This window comes from Sulfitobacter sp. M13, assembly GCF_053474885.1.
Genome location: NZ_CM130281.1, coordinates 525,717 through 542,089, shown reverse-complemented (window position 1 = coordinate 542,089; position 16,373 = coordinate 525,717). Strand labels below are relative to the sequence as shown.

14 protein-coding genes are annotated in these 16,373 nt (G+C 53.8%); 6 read left to right on the top strand and 8 right to left on the bottom strand.

Features of this window, described 5'->3' with window-relative positions:
• The first annotated feature begins 810 nt into the window (after nucleotides 1-810).
• From ACVBAU_RS02510 to ACVBAU_RS02495, 4 genes are all read left to right on the top strand, one after another.
• On the top strand, nucleotides 811-1,485 hold the full coding sequence (locus ACVBAU_RS02510) for a hypothetical protein (RefSeq protein ID WP_448327708.1): 675 nt from the start codon (nucleotides 811-813) through the stop codon (nucleotides 1,483-1,485).
• A 165-nt stretch (nucleotides 1,486-1,650) separates the two neighbouring features.
• Nucleotides 1,651-3,621, top strand: coding sequence for a tyrosine-type recombinase/integrase (locus ACVBAU_RS02505; protein ID WP_448327707.1), 1,971 nt, complete (start codon nucleotides 1,651-1,653; stop codon nucleotides 3,619-3,621).
• Nucleotides 3,618-5,078, top strand: coding sequence for a hypothetical protein (locus ACVBAU_RS02500; protein WP_448327705.1), 1,461 nt, complete (start codon nucleotides 3,618-3,620; stop codon nucleotides 5,076-5,078). The genes ACVBAU_RS02505 and ACVBAU_RS02500 overlap by 4 nt, the downstream gene beginning before the upstream one ends.
• 2 nt (nucleotides 5,079-5,080) lie before the next feature.
• On the top strand, nucleotides 5,081-5,728 hold the full coding sequence (locus ACVBAU_RS02495) for a hypothetical protein (RefSeq protein WP_448327703.1): 648 nt from the start codon (nucleotides 5,081-5,083) through the stop codon (nucleotides 5,726-5,728).
• Nucleotides 5,729-6,044: 316 nt separating this feature from the next.
• On the opposite strand, the gene ACVBAU_RS02490 is transcribed toward ACVBAU_RS02495, so the two are convergent.
• The 4 genes from ACVBAU_RS02490 to ACVBAU_RS02475 form a co-directional block, all read right to left on the bottom strand.
• Nucleotides 6,045-6,809: an abortive infection family protein gene (locus ACVBAU_RS02490; protein ID WP_448327702.1), complete on the bottom strand. Its 765-nt coding sequence runs from the start codon at nucleotides 6,807-6,809 to the stop codon at nucleotides 6,045-6,047.
• Nucleotides 6,806-6,943: a hypothetical protein gene (locus ACVBAU_RS02485; protein ID WP_448327700.1), complete on the bottom strand. Its 138-nt coding sequence runs from the start codon at nucleotides 6,941-6,943 to the stop codon at nucleotides 6,806-6,808. Before ACVBAU_RS02485 ends, ACVBAU_RS02490 begins: the two co-directional genes overlap by 4 nt.
• A 329-nt stretch (nucleotides 6,944-7,272) precedes the next feature.
• Complete coding sequence (locus ACVBAU_RS02480; RefSeq protein ID WP_448327699.1) at nucleotides 7,273-7,611, bottom strand: hypothetical protein; 339 nt, start codon at nucleotides 7,609-7,611, stop codon at nucleotides 7,273-7,275.
• A 477-nt stretch (nucleotides 7,612-8,088) separates the two neighbouring features.
• Nucleotides 8,089-9,231, bottom strand: a complete 1,143-nt coding sequence (locus ACVBAU_RS02475) for an HPP family protein (RefSeq protein WP_448328888.1) — start codon at nucleotides 9,229-9,231, stop codon at nucleotides 8,089-8,091.
• 306 nt (nucleotides 9,232-9,537) lie between these two features.
• Between ACVBAU_RS02475 and ACVBAU_RS02470 the strand changes: the two genes are divergently transcribed.
• Both ACVBAU_RS02470 and ACVBAU_RS02465 read left to right on the top strand, forming a co-directional pair.
• Nucleotides 9,538-9,693, top strand: a complete 156-nt coding sequence (locus tag ACVBAU_RS02470) for a hypothetical protein (RefSeq protein ID WP_448327697.1) — start codon at nucleotides 9,538-9,540, stop codon at nucleotides 9,691-9,693.
• A gap of 93 nt (nucleotides 9,694-9,786) precedes the next feature.
• The gene (locus tag ACVBAU_RS02465; protein ID WP_448327695.1) at nucleotides 9,787-10,518 is read left to right on the top strand and encodes a class I SAM-dependent methyltransferase; all 732 of its coding nucleotides are present in this window, start codon (nucleotides 9,787-9,789) and stop codon (nucleotides 10,516-10,518) included.
• A gap of 396 nt (nucleotides 10,519-10,914) precedes the next feature.
• On the opposite strand, the gene ACVBAU_RS02460 is transcribed toward ACVBAU_RS02465, so the two are convergent.
• From ACVBAU_RS02460 to map, 4 genes are all read right to left on the bottom strand, one after another.
• Nucleotides 10,915-11,853 (bottom strand): nucleotidyltransferase domain-containing protein, encoded by a 939-nt coding sequence (locus tag ACVBAU_RS02460; protein ID WP_448327693.1) that lies wholly within the window; start codon nucleotides 11,851-11,853, stop codon nucleotides 10,915-10,917.
• Nucleotides 11,853-12,761, bottom strand: coding sequence for a pentapeptide repeat-containing protein (locus tag ACVBAU_RS02455; protein WP_448327691.1), 909 nt, complete (start codon nucleotides 12,759-12,761; stop codon nucleotides 11,853-11,855). Before ACVBAU_RS02455 ends, ACVBAU_RS02460 begins: the two co-directional genes overlap by 1 nt.
• Nucleotides 12,762-13,788: 1,027 nt before the next feature.
• Nucleotides 13,789-15,078 carry a DUF4062 domain-containing protein gene (locus ACVBAU_RS02450; protein ID WP_448327689.1) on the bottom strand — a complete coding sequence of 430 codons (1,290 nt, stop codon included), beginning with the start codon at nucleotides 15,076-15,078 and terminating at the stop codon, nucleotides 13,789-13,791.
• A 386-nt stretch (nucleotides 15,079-15,464) separates the two neighbouring features.
• Nucleotides 15,465-16,319, bottom strand: coding sequence for a type I methionyl aminopeptidase (map, locus tag ACVBAU_RS02445; protein ID WP_448327687.1), 855 nt, complete (start codon nucleotides 16,317-16,319; stop codon nucleotides 15,465-15,467).
• Nucleotides 16,320-16,373: the final 54 nt, after the last annotated feature.

The window sequence follows — 16,373 nt, the reverse complement described above, 5'->3', positions numbered from 1 at the left end:
CGAGCGGCCGTCCGACTAAATCACCGCAAGACTTTCAAATTCTCCTGTTGCTCAATAGCGGCTGTTCGTCAAATCCTATGTTCTTATAGAGCTCTGTATGTGGTAAGGTTGCCCATTCCGCAAGCTCAGGGAGCCAACGATTGCAGCCGTTTGAGATCATCCTGTCAGTTATTTCGGTAGTGTTAGCCGTGGCCAGCCTTTTGCTCGTTTATTGGATCGTTAGAACCAGTGGTCGCGATCGGCCCCGTGACCCGGCACGAGTTCAACGTCTGATAGATAAGACAAATAGGTATGATGCAGGTGAGGTAGATCTCTCAGATTAGGGCAGTCTGGGGTTCTTTCACCGTGAAATATGGCACCCATGGGATTGGCATTGCTCAATGAAAACCTTCGGCCATGCAGATTACGCAATCAGACGAAGGTTACGCACGGACCACTCCATGTAACCAAGCGGCCAAATTAAGATACATTCAAAATATACTATATAAGCATATATTATATAGGATAAATTTCATTCAAGGCTTTGGTATGAAGGCACTTTGAGGTTCACCCATCGTGAAAGATGGCACCCTTGGGAGTGGCATTGGTCAATGAAATCCTCGGCTACGCAGATTTCGCAATCAGACCAAGGTTACGCACGGACCACTCCATGTAACCATTTGACCGCTACAGAACATAAAGTGAACTAACAAGAATAACCCCACTCTCTGGGATCTCAATCGCTTTGTTCGTCATTAGCATAACTTTTTTGCGATCCAGATTTCCGACGTTGCCTAAGTCCTCCGATATTATCGGGAATAGGAGATGACAATGTCTAAACACGAAACTTTTTTCCCGAAATCCAGCATCGATGGAGAGGTCTCTGTTGCGGACCTGGGGCACCATCTCGGCGTTTCCCGCAATAGCGTTTCCACTATTGCCGCAATGTTTGGCCTCACCCAGCTCGCCAAAGGATACCGAAAATTCGATGTCTTCCGCCAAATTCATGGCATCGAACCTCTGTTGTTGCCCGCCAGACTGGCAGAGTTGAAAGCAACAAACTGCGGTCCGGACAGGGCTGCAGATGTTGGCCAAGGACAGTCGAGTTTAATTCCCGAGATTCTCGGCATCTCTGATCTCACTGAAACTCTCTGGGAACAGGGGTTGGTCCACCGGGCGGATTTCGCTTTTGAGTATGGCTTTGCCCGGGGCACTTTTTGCAAGAAGCTGAAATCAGGTGGCATCTCACTTCCACCAGTTGCAGCAATTCAACTGAGCCCAAACCGGGAGATGTATCGTCCGCTCGATGTCATCCTGTGGCATCGTCACAACATCGCACTCACTTTGCCGCGGGCCATTCTTCATTCACTGATCGGACCCTTAGCTCGGCCTCAGATGATGTTGGCAAACTCGCCCACTGCCCATCAGGATCCTGAGGCTGTGGACCAAGCCGTCTTCGCCTTAGCGGCCGCAAGCGTTGATGAAAAAAGCGATTTTAATACGTGACCTGCCTCTTTCGCAGACGCGATGCACAACCGGCGTCTTAAAGCGAAACCCCTGCCACTTTGGGGGGTCGGAAAGACGATAGGAGTATCGCTTCGCCTGCACAAAAAGCGGCATTTATGCACAAAAACCGGTTTTTCCCCCACTCATTCAACTCTTAAGGACACCATGACAGACATACTTCAGACCACGCCGCATGCCGTCATTTTCGACAACACCCTTCGCGCCTCGACGGTTAGCACAGCTTTGGCCACGGCAATCCAAACCGCCCATGGCTCAGGCCAGCCTATAGCCTTTCAAGAGATCCTGGAATGGACTGCAGCGCATAAGAAGCATGATCTTCAGCACCTTCGGGTTTTTCTCGATAAATGGGGTTACGGCCCCGCCCATCTGCTCTCCCTTTCAAGCGATGCCCCGGACAGACACACACCCGCGCCCTCTGCCTTTCAGAGCCTGCTGGACTGGTTTGACGCCGCCTTCCCAAAATCAGGTCGTAATCTGCATCCCCGGCTTGATCTGGGCGTGACGCTCGACCGCTACAAGAAGGTTCGCGAAGGGGTGCGCCGCTCGATCCGTGGCTGCATGGGCGCTTATGAAGTCCGCACGGCCAGGAATGCACAGCAAGATGGCTGGGCAGAGGTGTTGGCAGTTTTGCAGCCGCTCACTGAGAACGAAGGTCCTATGGACAAGCGGAGTTTTACGTTGGTGAAGACTTTCTCCGACATCGCACGTCGCGCCAATCTGGAACCTTGGGATTTGACCGAGGATATGTTTGACGCGCTCGAAGGTGCTTTCGTTACTTCGAAGGAACGGGAATTGACCAAAAAAGCGTTCCGAACCCTCAATGAGTGGAACGGGCTTGTAGACTTTGGTGATCTGTTACCAGAGACGCCCATCCCTGCCCAACCCGCGCGACGCCTGACTGACGCTTTACCGCTGCACATAGAGGCGCGGATCGACCACCTTGTTTCGATCGCCGCAACGCGGGTCGATATCAATACGAGCAAGGTTCATGATACAATCACGAAAGAGACGAAGGACTACTATCGGGCTGCACTCCGCTATCACGTCAAGTTACTGCCATATTGCCCAACCGATCCCGATACAGCCTATGATCGGCCTGTCTCCGACCTTGAGGCCGCCAATGATGTCGACGCATTGTTTGCGCCCGAGCATATTTCGGCGACGATCCGCGCTACAGAAGATCGCGAACATCTGCCATCGGCGGTCCAAGCTGACTCCGCTCTGGGCTACTACAAGACAATCCGCATGATCCTTGAAAGGAACGTCGACACCTTCGACACAGACGTCGTGGCCGATATCAAACTGCGGGTAAAATCGAGCGAATACTTCAAAGATGCCGGACGTGACGAAATGCCCGAGCATATTCAAGCTTGGTGCCGCAATCTTGTAAATGATCCTGAAAAAGAGCGGCGGTTTCACAATTTGCATCGCATTTTCCGCGCGAAAGCCGACGAGATCATGAAAAATGGGCTGGACCCGGACGGTTCTTTCGACGCGAACCACCTCAGTGTTCAGGATCAATCCCGGGTGATCCGCCTGGGAGTGTGCGCCGCAGTCTGCGCCATTGTGCTGACCGGCAGACCGCTGCGCTTGCGCAATGCGATTTGGTTGCGCCACCTCGGGCGTCGGGCAAATATCAACCCGCGGGCCGGTTGGGAGTTCTTTATACCTGCCGAGGAAGCTAAGGCCGGCGTGAAGATCCCGGAGATGACCCCTCGCGTGAATCGCCAGGGTCCAGCGGTATTGGACTGGTATCTCAAATCGATCCGGCCGCTGATCGATCCAAAGAACGAAAGCATCTACCTTTTTCCGTCAATCCGGGTGCCCGGCGGGCGCCTTCATCCATCAACTTTTCGCCAGTGGTTTCAGTCGGCGGCCAATGATGCAGGTGTGCCGATGACCTTCCACCGCTTCCGCCACGGGTTCGCCAGTATTCTGGTCCGTATGGGAGAATCCATGCGGAACATTGCCGATATGCTTGCTAACTCCGAGGCGGTTTGCAGCAAGCGCTACGCGTTCCTTGATCCCGACAGCAGCGCCAAGATTGCACAAGACGCGATGGAAGAAGCTGCTGCCGCAGCGGAGCGCACGATCCGGAAAAGGAGCAAAAAATGACGCGTCGCATCCAAGCCATTCTCCGCGCACCACACATGAGGGGCGTTGCCCATCTGCCTGGCATTGCGAATGCCACCGCGGCCGAACTTGAGGCGCTGGAACCGTTTATAGGGTTCTGCGCGCATCACCGCATCATGGCACCGGCAGTAGCGGACATCCGGGCTTTCTTGTCTTTGGCAATCCCCTCCAAGCCTGCAGACCCCAAGGCCGTCGAAATCTGGCAGCTCGATGGGCTCATACAAATCGAAGCTCTAAGCCGAGCCTTACAGGCTCTGGGGTTTAGCCCGGCACTCATCGAAGCCACTACCGCCGCCGGTGAAGAGTTCCAGCATCGCTCGTCTTACCGGACCCACAACCACGGGATACGCCGCACTTATCGACGCACGGTCTCCGTCCCCGTCAGTGAACTGCCAATGGATTGGCAACAGACCTTACGCAAATTGCGGCGCGATCAGACCTACGCCCTATCCATCATAGAGCGCATGGAACGACGCCTTGGCATGTTCGCTTGGTCGGCGGACCAATCAGGAATGCCGATAGATCTTGAGAGCGCTGAAGCCGAGTGCGCACTTTACGATGACCTGATTGACCGCTCCACTGCAAAGGCCATCGAGAACGGTGAAGACCCGGCCGAGGCACAGCCGAGATGGGCTTATCTACGTAGCACTGCTGAAGAGTTACGTCGCTTTGCCACGCACCACGGGGCGTCTCATCCCACCTCGGAAAGGTTCGAACGGAATTACCGTGGCTTCACAGGGCTCGAAAGCAGGCAAACACCAATAAAAATGTTCAATGCTCTTCAAGCCCCTACACTGCCCGTAACACTGGCCACAGCACGCATTCATCTCGAAGAGGCCAATGCCACCTCTAACGTCGCCCACCGCCACCAGCGACGCCTGAAAGCTTGCGCTCGCGGCATCACGGTCGCCTGCCCACCGCGCGCGCGTGATGTCGTCGATCGCATGTTCTGGGGAAAGGGTGTTTTCTACCACGCAGATACGAACAGCTATGCTTTCAAATACACTCAATCAAAGGTTGGAAAGATGCTGAACGTCAATTTCCAGCCCAGTTTCAACATCTTCTTCAACGCATTATTGCTGGGTGACAACGGCCCACGATACCTGCCGCAGTTACGCGATCAAGCTATGACGCAACACCGGCCAATTTTTTTACGCTATGAGGGCGACCCTGTCGCATATGGTTGGTTCGGACGGACTTGGGATGATGCGATTGGATCCTCAAGTCATTTGGCGCGCACATTGTTGCAAACCTTTCTTGCCGATCTGGGGGAGCCGGGCCTGGACTATGGCAAAACCGCTATGGGCCACCGAGGCAATCGCAGCTTTCAAAAATACCGTGACGATCACGCCAGAAAGATTTCTGCTGACGTGGCCGCAGATGCTTTTTCGGCTCGAGCTGAAACCTTTTCCTTAGATGACATAGTGGATTTTTCTTAAACATGAACGCTTTGACACACGTGACTGACTTCACTCCGCACAACGATCAGAAAACCGATAGCCCTGCGCTGCACATTCAAAGGAGCGTGGTCACATTCCACGACCTTAATGCCGCTCTCGAAGACGCGGTTCAGCGCGGACAGCCAAGCCCCGTAGATTGGGTGCACAGGGCGGTGGATTTCAAAATTTTAGCACATATTCTTAAAAATCTTGACCACCCTCTTGAGGCATTCGGAACGCTGTTGCCGGAAGACTGGGCGGCCGTAACGCCAGAAATTCGTCACCGGATACCTGGAAATGCAAGGAACAATCACATGCGTCTGGTTTCCAAATACAGACAGGCCATCGGCTCGTTTCGGCCTGATCTTGATCCTTGGTCTGCTCTTCAGGTGCTCGCGAAAGCTGAGATGACAAAATCCTCCGGGCGCCTGGGCCGCGTAAGGCGTCGGGCAATACCGGACGGTCTGATGCCGATCCAGATAACAAGCGCATGGATCAATCAGCAACTTGTCGGCGTGGAATCGCAAAAAGAAGCAGAGGTCCGTGGCATATTTCTCTTTCTTGTCCGTTTGTCGAAAAAACCGAAAGTGGAGGTCTCCGGATTGCTGCGGTCGGATTTGGCGCTGCCAATAAAGATGCAGCAGCGATAAGGACCCGTTAATCCGCCGGATTGGGTGCAAGGCAATTTTGTAATCAGCTGCTGCCAAGTTCAGAACGCTCCTGAACTGCTTTGGCGCATTTTCGTGTATCATAACCTAACCGATGATACCCCAGTCGACCTGAGGGCTTTGATCTATACTGACGAACTTATCCACGATGCCGCGCAGTGCTTGGAGCCAATGAAAAATAAATACTTGGGGCATTTATATGTAACGCGCACTTAAAACGCTGCTGACCTGACCTGCCCCCATTGGTTCCTCATTCAGAACGAGAGTTTGCAGGGGGCGGAGAACGGGACGAGCGCCATCACTTCCTCTCGGTGTAGGTCTCTACGATAAAGGCAGCCAGGGCGCCGGCCGAGTTCACGGCTAAGGCTGCATGGCGCGCTGCCGGCTTCACGGGAACTTTGCCACCCCTCCCATGGCTATCCGAGAGTCGGTTCCGCAGCGTTCCGAGACCATTCACAAGATTCATAGCCCCGCCCAGGATCGCCTTGATCGGCTCCTCCGTGTGCTGGCTCGGCGCGAGGTTCAATTCCTGTGCGACCATGCCGTAAAGCCTGGGGAGATCCTCCTTGCCGGTGTAGGGCCTGCCGACCTCATCCAAAACGTGCTTGCAGACAGTCTCCAGCAGCGTGCGTGCCGCAGTGATCGCCCCTTCCGGATCTATAGACCGCCTGTTCAGTGCGCGCGCCCAGGCTTCACTTACTCCATCGGCAGAGAAGGCCCTCACCGCATCTGTGACTGTTGCGTCTCCTGGTGTCCGATAGGGCGCTTCAAGGTAGTCGATCAATGGAGTGAAGGCCTCAGTGATCAGTTGCCGCCGACCGGCATAGTTGCCGCATTCTTGTTTGATGTAAGGCCAGAATGCCAAGAGGGTCCGATACTGCCGAACGCAGTGCGGCAGCCGGTCCCGGATATCCGGGTCATTCATGAATTCTGCCCGGAGGACCCCGTAGGACGGGTCTTCGTGGCTGCCGCCAGTTGCCGCGCTGATCAAGATTCCCTCAAGCATTGAAACACGCTCCGCCAGGGTTTCCGGCAATTCTGCCTTGATATTGTGATCCATCATGCCTCTTCCATCAGCCCCCGAATCTCGGTGGTATCCAGCGTGATGATAATCAAGACTTCGTAAGCCGTCTCCCAGAAGTCGTGTTCCCCGAGATGCGTGTCCCACATACCAACGACCATGACGTTGCCCGGCATTTTCATTTCTTCGTAGCCCGCGCCCTCATCCAAGCTGAGGAACCGGTTTCGAATGCAGTCCGGGCTAACAAAATTCCTGTATTGCACCGCCCAAATGAACCTGACAGTAGAGCCGATCAAAACGCCACGAAAGTCCGCTATTGGTAATGGCGGACTGACATGCTGCGCGTGTAGAGAAGGATCGCTTCCCGCCCATCGTGAAGTTTGAGTTTTTCGGGCCATGGCCGACATTCGGAATCAGATTCTTCGCTGCGATACAGCAACTCCAAAGTGGTCGGGTTGGGTGTGTTCAGCTTGGCCGCCTATTGCTTTCCGGTAGCAACGCATCATCAGATAAGTTGAGCGTCGTGCCATTCTCTGATCGAACGGGTCAGGTTTAACAATGCAAACCCTCGATTGGCCCTGACATCGAGCAATGCAAAACCTTCGGCGAACTTCGCAATATCTTCCCCATCTTTAACGAATTCAAAACTTCCGCTGCTGCATTCATTTCCAGGATCGTATTCTACGACACGCCAGGTTCCGAGAAATTCGCCGTCACGGGTTATGACGTCGCCACGCGCCAGTTCAAGTGCGTATCCGCTTGCCAACCACTCATCATGGCCTACGAAGTTTATTGGGTAAATCAAATCCATTTGACGCAAAATAGATGACTCGAAAATCAGCACAAGAGCGTAGTTGTATTTTATCCGAGTTCTTTATTCGGCCCATACTCGATCTTCTCTACATTACCGGACGCTGCAGTGAAGCTTCGCCAAACGAGCCTTTCGCCGCGACCATAATATGGACTTGTAGCCATCCAGAAATATTAGCGCTCACGGCGATCTCGGGCTTAACGATGTCAGAATGGCGGTCTATTCAACTATAGCGACGAAGGGCAACAAGGTCCGCGCAGATAACAATCATGCGACGGGCAGCTAACGACCGCGTTGAGCCCACTTTGCCGCTTTTCGACTGCGCAGCTAAAGTCTGTTACCGTGGTGAGAGGCGACGATGATCAAAAGCGCCTTGGATATTAAACAGGGTTTATTGAAGCGCCAAACGAAGAATTTGTGAGCTCTCCAATGTTTTTTTCGGGAGGCGTGCGAAAATCTACTTGGTTAATGCATTTCATAACTCATGCGAGAATTTCGTAATTCTATAGATTATTTATCCAGACTTTTCCGCGCCAACGCGCTGATCAGATCCGTGCGTGTGACGATCCCTATTAGTTGACCGCGCTCTAAGACGGGGACGGCGTCAACAGCTCCGTCAGCCATCTGGGGAAGCAGCGCCGACAAGGGGGTGTCTGCGGTTGCACGTGGTCCGCCGACGCTCATGATATCAGTTGCTTGCACAGGTATTTCACGGCGGCGGTCAAGCAGTCGGTGTAATGCCTTCCCGAAGCCGCGCTTGAGGCGCAAACTATCCTCACGAGCCCGGTCGATGAGATGTATTTGAAAGATGACCCCCAGAAATCGGTCTGCACCCCCTACGACCGGCAATGCTGTAAACCGGTAACGCCGGAACAAATCTGCTATCTCTGTTAAAGGCGTTTCCGGCTGAACCGTAATCAGATTGTGCGACATGATATCAGCGGCGACCGTTGGCCCCGACCTTTGGGCTGCCACCTGCATTTCCGCAGCACCAAGCAAGCGCGCCAGATCCTCGACCCCAAGATTGAAAGATTGTTTATAGCGGCCCAAAATGTCGGACAGTTCTGCCTCAGTTAATCCAAGACGCTTCATTGGCTCAAGGTCTTGCGTCCCATAACGGTTGGGATCATCGAACTGGCGGAATGGATAGTGTCGCCCTGTCATGCGTCCGTATACCATGGCAATGAGGACCAAAACGACCGTGCCGATCCCAATCGGCATAAGGGCAAAATAAAACCCTAACTCCTGCACCGCGTCAGGGCTCATTGCTACTGTCATCGCGACGGCACCAGCCGGTGGGTGTAACGCACGACACAGTATAGTCACGGTAATTGCCAAGCCCACAGCTAAAGCAATACGTAGAACGGGGTCCTGCACGACCAGACATACCGCAACACCGACCAAGGCGGCGATAACGTTGCCGATAATCGCCGACCACGGTTGAGCCAGCGGGCTGTTCGGAACGGCAAAAAGAAGAACCGAACTCGCTCCGAACGGCGCGACCAAATATAAGCCAAGCGTCAAATCAATCGTTGGTGCGAGAACAAAGGCTCCAGCCAAAGCAAGCCCGACGAATGCACCAAGGCCCGCTCGAAGGGCTTCGACAGGCGAACTTTTCGCGACGGCAGGACCAAATGAACCAAGATGAGACAGAGCAAGAACTTTCAGTTTGCGGTAGGCTCGCTCTTTCAGAAATTAAGAAAATTGGCAACGCCTGCTAAGTCTGCACTACGAACCTTAAACCCCTATAACGCCTGATCCTCTATCTGCAGCTGTGGCGAAGGTCAGCTGTGAGCCCAGATCGTCTGATGCTGCGTAGCGCACGAAGGTCTGCTGTCACGAGGATGTCACGAACCTCCAGCAATCCCGTTGGTTTAGACAGGGTTAATGGCAGCCCCAATCAGCGCGGTTTGGCCCCCTGCCCAAGAAGAAGGTTTGCTGCGCATCGCGGAATAGGCGATGTGTAGACTGAACGTCGATTATAAAAACAGGAACTTTGACATTTTTCTCCCCGTGGCCGATACAGCCCTCATGGTTGAGAAAGACATTCACATTGTCGCCCGTTTGGCCGGTATCCCCATGGCGGGATGCCGGGATGACGATCACGCGAACTGACCACGCCGATTGCCAATCTCGGCCTCGCCCTTTTGGACGAGGCTATTTTGGCGTGGAAAACCTGCTTCGTCCTCCCTTTTACTGGAGATAAACATGGCACAGAATATTTACGACAATCCCGACTTCTTCGCTGGCTACAGCCAGCTTCCCCGCCAGGTAGACGGGCTGGAGGGTGCGCCGGAATGGCAGGCGATCCGAGCCCTGCTACCCGAACTTGCCGGCAAGCGTGTAGCGGACTTAGGCTGTGGATTCGGCTGGGCCTCACGTTGGTTTCGTGACCAAGGGGCGGCCTCGGTTCTTGGTTTCGATCTATCACAAAACATGATCGAACGTGCGAGAGCGGATACGAAGGATGCCGGTATCGAATACCGGATTGCCGACTTGGAAACGCTTGAGTTGCCCCAGGCAGCGTTTGATCTGGTTTATAGCGCTCTGACCTTTCACTACGTGCGGGATTTTGAACGGTTGATCCGCATGATCCACTCATCGCTGGCCATCGGCGGAGAACTGGTTTTCACCATTGAGCATCCGATTTTCATGGCAGCGTCCCATCCGAAATGGACGCTGGACGAAGGCGGCCGGAAGACATGGCCTGTAAATGGCTATTCTATTGAGGGCGAGCGCCGCACAGACTGGCTTGCCAAAGGAGTTCTGAAGCAGCACCGAACCTTGGCAACCACCTTTAACACGCTGATTAGCGAAGGGTTCGAATTGCGCCGGGTGGCAGAGTTTGCGCCTACGAATGATCAAATCGCAGAAACTCCGGAGCTTGCTGAAGAACTGGAGCGACCAATGATGCTGCTGGTTTCGGCGCGCCAGCGCTGACCTTGATCGTCGCCCAGCCTCAATGTCTGGGCGGCGGACTACTGAATGGTCGGCAAAGGGTTTCCGAACCTTTCTTACATTAGTGTAAACCCACTTAGAACGACCATTTTTCATACTGTTCGCCGATGCGGACCTCGATGAATATGCGGCGAAGGTCAGCTTCGTCCCGCCCAGCAGACCTCAGTGCTCGTTGCAGCTTACGTCTTCTTCGAGCCCAAACTGACCACGTGAGGGGCGGAGGTCTCCGCATTTGCAGCATAAGCTGATCCGGCAAGAACGGCCCATTGCCGACCTTCGAGTCTGACGCAACAGATGACCGGTCCCAGCCCAAAGCAGCCTTTTTTCGCCATCAACGCGGTCCTGTGCAGCACTTTTGTTTGCCAAAGCCCAAGACAGTTACCCATAGCTCCCTGACCAACGTTTGCTCGGAACGTAGCTTTGTGCGATTTTTGCAATCTTAGCTTGAACATCCGGGGCGAGTGATTGCGATATCGACGCATATGCACGCGGGTTGGCGATCCAGCGAGCGAGCTGAGCGAGTTCGGCGTCCATTCGCGGATCAAGCTCCAGCGCCTGAAGCGCTAATAAGCGACGTTCAAGGTCCCTGAGAGCGAAGTAGGCAGACCTGCTTCCAGCGCTCGGCGCGTCGATAATCCAAAGCGGGTCGAGCATCTCGACGCTCTTCGGGAAAAATGCCGCCGGTAGGACCTCTAAAGCGGCCTTGACCTTGTCGTGGATCGAGCGATCACCGACGCACTCACCATTACGATACAAGGACTTAAGGAATCTGAGGGAACTCAGCGCCCGCGCGCCGCCTGGGGCTACAAGTCCCTCCGCCTCAAGGCCTTCCGCCACGGTGTTGAATCCGTAGACGTGAATGCCACGCTCCGCCAGGGTGAGCACCCCATGGTTGCGAACACCTACATAGAGTATGTCTGCTGCGAACAACATTCCTCTGCCGCCGGTGGGAACGTTAGCCGCGAGAGTGGCAAATGCAGCATTATCGCTGATTTCCTGCGTGTAGGTTGTTCGAGGCCGAAATTGTGCGAGCAGCTTCGCCAAGCGCCCGTCTGTGTCTCTGCAAATCTGTGCTTCAAGTTTGAGATGCTGAACAAAAAGGGCGCCGTGAGTGGATAGCGCCTTCAACTTCGCGAAAGTGTAAGATGCGACCGACGCGCCCTGCGCCTCCAGTTCTGCCGATCGGGCAACAAGCACCTTGGGATCATCATCAACGATAAGGAAGTCGCGATCGCTATGCGCGTCCGCGTCACCACGCGCAGTGGAGCCGAAAAGCGCCTCAGCTGATGCGGGTCGGATCGATGTTTTTGGAAGCATCAACGCAAGAACCTCTTCACTAAGACTGCTGTAAAGATACCGAGCCATCCAATCGCTGCCAATGCTTCCATAACCGACAGAATCTTAGCAAAGTCGGACATCGGAGTTACGGAAGAAAACCCAAGCACTGTAAGGACGGAAAAAGTATAGAATACCGTATCAATGAAGGAAGCATGTCCTGCAAGCCCAACCTCCCCTTGCAACTCAGACGCTGGCGAGGCCAACGTAGACGCCAAGTCAGTTGCTTTAATAGCGTCCCCGATAAGAGTGTAGTTCAAGTATGACACTGCGAAGAAGAGCACCAGCGTCCAAAAAAGAAACCGCCAAGGGCGATACCCAAATCCGGTTATATAGTCGTGCAAGATGCTACAAACCCAGCCCCATAAAGCCTCTTGAAAAGTTTTCTTCTCTACGCGCAAGTCATGCCAAATTTGGTATCTGGTCCACCGTCGAAACTTGATGTCAGCCTCCATGAAGAATTTATCTTGGCGCTCCTCAGCAAAGTTAGATAGCATCGAATGGTAGGCGGATATTCCCACGTTGGCGGCTTCAACACGAAATCTTTTTGCGAACCTCACCATTTCTGGCCGCAAATAGACCCGAGTCAATCTGACCTTCCATAAGTTACAGTTGACGATCCTGCAGCCATGAAACTCGACCTCATTCAAATGGGCTCCAGTAAAAAGGCAGTCCTCGAACAAGCAATCTGTGAATGTAATTCGTGAAATAATTGTTTTTGAGAAGGCCACGTTGCGAAAGGTGACGTTTTTTATTTTACGTATTGGAGGAATCCATTCTCCTTGGGGAAAGACTTTGTTGCTTACAGTGTCACCCGGCGACATCGGAGGCATCACGCCAGCCACTAAAATTTCTGGCTTTCCATCCAATCTGAACAAGTTATCAAGCAACTATAACTACCTCATTGTGTCTTGAAGTGAGCCACACGCGCGTAGCGCACCTGCGAATGCCGCGTAATCCCTCAACGATCCTTCTCACGTGTGAAGGCGGCTCTCAACATTCCTTAGCTGATTGATGTGTATGCCATCTTGCTAAGCCTGCACGACGTAGCTTCAGGCTTAATTACTCAGAGGTCCTCTACCACGCTTTCTCTTCCTGAATACCCAATCGCTCATAGATTGCAATAGCAGCTTTTTGCGCATCGAGGACGTTCATCCAGAACGCAGCGAACGGCTGCTCTCCGCCCTTTTTCCGGAATGCCGCGGTGGCGGAAATTCGACCCGATTGACTTTTTTTATTATCTTGTTTCTCGGTTCATTACTCCAATGAAGGATTGGGAAACGAACGTTGCCGTGGGCTGCATAGGGTCAACGTTCCGGGCCCCTTCGCCATCAAGCATTACGAAATATTGTTGCGTAGGTTCGAATTGGTTTCTGGAGCCTGACCCCACCGAGATCTGCCACCAAACACACCAGACCGGCACAAATCCACTGGGAGGTTACAGGGCTCAGCTAAACGAAGGCGAAACTCACCATAGCGTTGGCGCGATCGGCCTTTTCCCGACTTTGACCGGCCATCGCATGTCGCGCTGCAGCTTCCCGGAAGCAGACATTACTGGTATTTTAATTTCTCCCTCCACAAGCGGCTCTCTATGCGCAGTTGCACGACCCGCACACTGCATGTTAGCCGGACCACAGCCATTCCTGTGTATGCTGCTCAGGTGTCGGTTAGGGCTGGCTCGGTGATTGCACACCTTGCCAGCCTGAACACAAACGACCACAGCCGACCTTCGTGCCAGGCGCGGCGGGTGACCGGTTTCAGCCCATTTTTACGGTCGTGAGTGGTGCAGGCCAACGGCAGGCACCGTAGCGGCACCCGGCGACCGAAGGTTTGCAAGGTTGCGTTGTGCATTTGCAAAGTTGACCAAATCTGATCTCGGGGCCTCTCGTTCTAAGGAAGGGCCCGCGCGAACATAGGCTATGCTTGAGACGACCACAGGTATTCGCTCGCAGAGCTTTCCACGCCATCGAGATTCAGGCGGTCCAGCAGAAGACGCCCGTCAACAAAATCAATTTTGGGCGCTACATAGACGCCCTTGATTGCTTGGTTTCGGCACCGCATCAGCTTCAGGCTGTTTTCGTCTCGCATGGAGTGTCCGATTACGATAGGACGTGCGGTTTTCAGAACTGACTGGACGTCGGTCCAGAATGAAGAATCCTCGCGCGCGCGTTCTGCATCATATGGATTCAGCACCAGCGTATCGGGACTGCTGATTGACCCATCGATTTTGAAAATTTTTACTTTAGCATCATCTTCCGGAACTTCACCCCCAGGGGTCCTAACGCCGTATGGGATTTTGAGCATCTCGCAGGCGCGCTCGAACAACATGTCGTAATTGGTCGTCAGAATGATCGGGAATCGCTGCACCGCAGCGATATGAGCTGGTGTAGGTTCAACTGGGAGGGGCGGACTGAGCAAGTTGCCAATAATTTGGAGCAGACGGTCACGGCCGAGTGACTTTTCGGCGACTTCGAACAACTGAGCCAAGCTGTGGCGTGTGGTAGTCGACCGGGACAAGCCGAGCTCTCGAGCAATAACCCCCGTCAAAGCGTTGGCGCTCGGCAAACCTGCGCTGAGGGACATGCCCGCGCCGGCAAAAAGGATCTCACGGGTAGCGCATCCTCTGGTCGATGGCGGAATTGGAGCCGGTGCCCAGGATGCTGGTGTTTGACTGATTGCCGCTGGTGTTCGCTCTACCCGGGACTCAACTGCTTCGCGTAAGTATGTCCCGGTTAGAACATCCAGCAATGATTGAAACACTTTGTCGCCGAGGTCTGCAGCTAAATTGAAATCCCCACGAAAAAGACCGTCGCGCCAATCGGAAATTTCCTTGCGAAATTTGTCCCTCAGAATGGCGTCATCACTCGTAGAGTCCGCGCCATACTTGAGATTCTTGAAGAAGGGCAGCACCGGTATCCGTTGGCCGCGGGCAATGTCTATTTCAAGATGAGTAACCGATTTGTTCTGCCCGGCACCGTATCCCTCAGTTGGAACCCAGCCATATCGATCGCCTTGGATTAATATGCAAATGTGACTGGATCGAATTTCCGGGTCGAGAACCTGCCAACTACTCCCTCCGTTCGGAAGAATTCCCTCAGCGTTGACTGGCTCGAAGTTAAGTTGCTCAATCTGTTGCACCACGGCGGCCCGCTCGTTGGCAAGGTCTTCCATAGTGCTACTTACGAACACCCTGATTTTAGTCGGCATGCCTGCCCCTCCGTGTAGTTTGGTGCCACATTCGGTTGCTTGCCACAACACGGCAGCTGGCCACCTCTTTGAGAATTCTTCATTGCGAATACACGAAAAAGCTATGACGCCAATCTGAAATATCCGGAGCGGGCCGGGAACCCAAGAGGCCCCCGATCCGAGCTTGTCTGGAAACTCGTCCTTATCCTGCGCGTTGCTGACCTCTGTGCATGGCGCAGCGAATGTCGGCTCCCCGCCCTTGGTATCGATGCTGGCTTTCAGGCGAATTCAATTTCGCGGTTGCAGCGAAAGTCGGAAAAGTCCGCGCTACCGACTTTGATATGTTGTGCGGCTAATGTCCGGTTCGAGCCCACAATAACGGATGCTGCGGTAGCGACGATGGTCCGTTATACATGAACGTTTGGAAGCTCGATCCCGGGTGCGTGCAGGCCACTGGGCGAGCGTGTGAACACCTCGAAACCGTCCGATGTCACGCCAATCGAATGCTCGAATTGTGCCGAAAGGGATTTGTCACGTGTTACAGCCGTCCAATCGTCTTCAAGCATTTTCACCTCGCCGCGCCCCAGATTGATCATCGGCTCAACGGTAAAGATCATGCCCTCTCTCAGTTCCAATCCGGTTCCAGCTTTGCCGAAGTTCAGGATGTCGGGGGAGTCATGAAAGACCTGTCCTATGCCGTGGCCGCAGAATTCGCGGACTACCGAGCAGCGTTCGGAATATGCGTAGGTCTGTATTGCATGGCCGATATCACCTAATCGCGCCCCAGGACGAACAGCCCTGATCCCCTGCATCATGGCCTCATGGGCAATCTGGATAAGACGCTCAGCCTTGCGTTTCGGCTTTCCGACCACATACATCCGACTTGAATCGCCATGCCATCCGTCCAGGATCAGTGTGACGTCAACATTCACGATATCGCCGTCGCGTAACTTCTTCTCGTTGGGGAAACCGTGGCATACCACATGGTTGACCGATGTGCAGCAGGCATATGGATAGCCTTTATAGCCCAACGTCGCCGGTTTGGCTCCGTGCTTGGCAGCGAAGTTGAGGACGAAGGTATTGATGTGCGATAAGGCTGTGCCAGTGCAGATAAGATCGGCTATGTCGTCGAGGCACCTCGCGGTTAAGTCGCCTGCGCGGCGCATACCCTTAAAAGCGTCAGGCCCATAAAGTTTGATGCTCCCGGTTCTACGGGCCTGCTCCTCCTCAGGTGCAGCAAAGACGTCTATATATCTATTCATAATATGGTCACTCTGAAATTCTCTTCGTGGCAACCGCAGCCAGATTGACCTTGA

What these genes read in the sequence shown, in the direction of transcription:
- ACVBAU_RS02510 (WP_448327708.1), top strand. Translation starts at nt 811, where the DNA reads ATGTCTAAACACGAAACTTTTTTCCCGAAATCCAGCATCGATGGAGAG.
- ACVBAU_RS02505 (WP_448327707.1), top strand. Translation starts at nt 1,651, where the DNA reads ATGACAGACATACTTCAGACCACGCCGCATGCCGTCATTTTCGACAAC.
- ACVBAU_RS02500 (WP_448327705.1), top strand. Translation starts at nt 3,618, where the DNA reads ATGACGCGTCGCATCCAAGCCATTCTCCGCGCACCACACATGAGGGGC.
- ACVBAU_RS02495 (WP_448327703.1), top strand. Translation starts at nt 5,081, where the DNA reads ATGAACGCTTTGACACACGTGACTGACTTCACTCCGCACAACGATCAG.
- ACVBAU_RS02490 (WP_448327702.1), bottom strand. Translation starts at nt 6,809, where the DNA reads ATGATGGATCACAATATCAAGGCAGAATTGCCGGAAACCCTGGCGGAG.
- ACVBAU_RS02485 (WP_448327700.1), bottom strand. Translation starts at nt 6,943, where the DNA reads ATGCCGGGCAACGTCATGGTCGTTGGTATGTGGGACACGCATCTCGGG.
- ACVBAU_RS02470 (WP_448327697.1), top strand. Translation starts at nt 9,538, where the DNA reads ATGTGTAGACTGAACGTCGATTATAAAAACAGGAACTTTGACATTTTT.
- ACVBAU_RS02465 (WP_448327695.1), top strand. Translation starts at nt 9,787, where the DNA reads ATGGCACAGAATATTTACGACAATCCCGACTTCTTCGCTGGCTACAGC.
- ACVBAU_RS02460 (WP_448327693.1), bottom strand. Translation starts at nt 11,853, where the DNA reads ATGCTTCCAAAAACATCGATCCGACCCGCATCAGCTGAGGCGCTTTTC.
- ACVBAU_RS02450 (WP_448327689.1), bottom strand. Translation starts at nt 15,078, where the DNA reads ATGCCGACTAAAATCAGGGTGTTCGTAAGTAGCACTATGGAAGACCTT.
- map (WP_448327687.1), bottom strand. Translation starts at nt 16,319, where the DNA reads ATGAATAGATATATAGACGTCTTTGCTGCACCTGAGGAGGAGCAGGCC.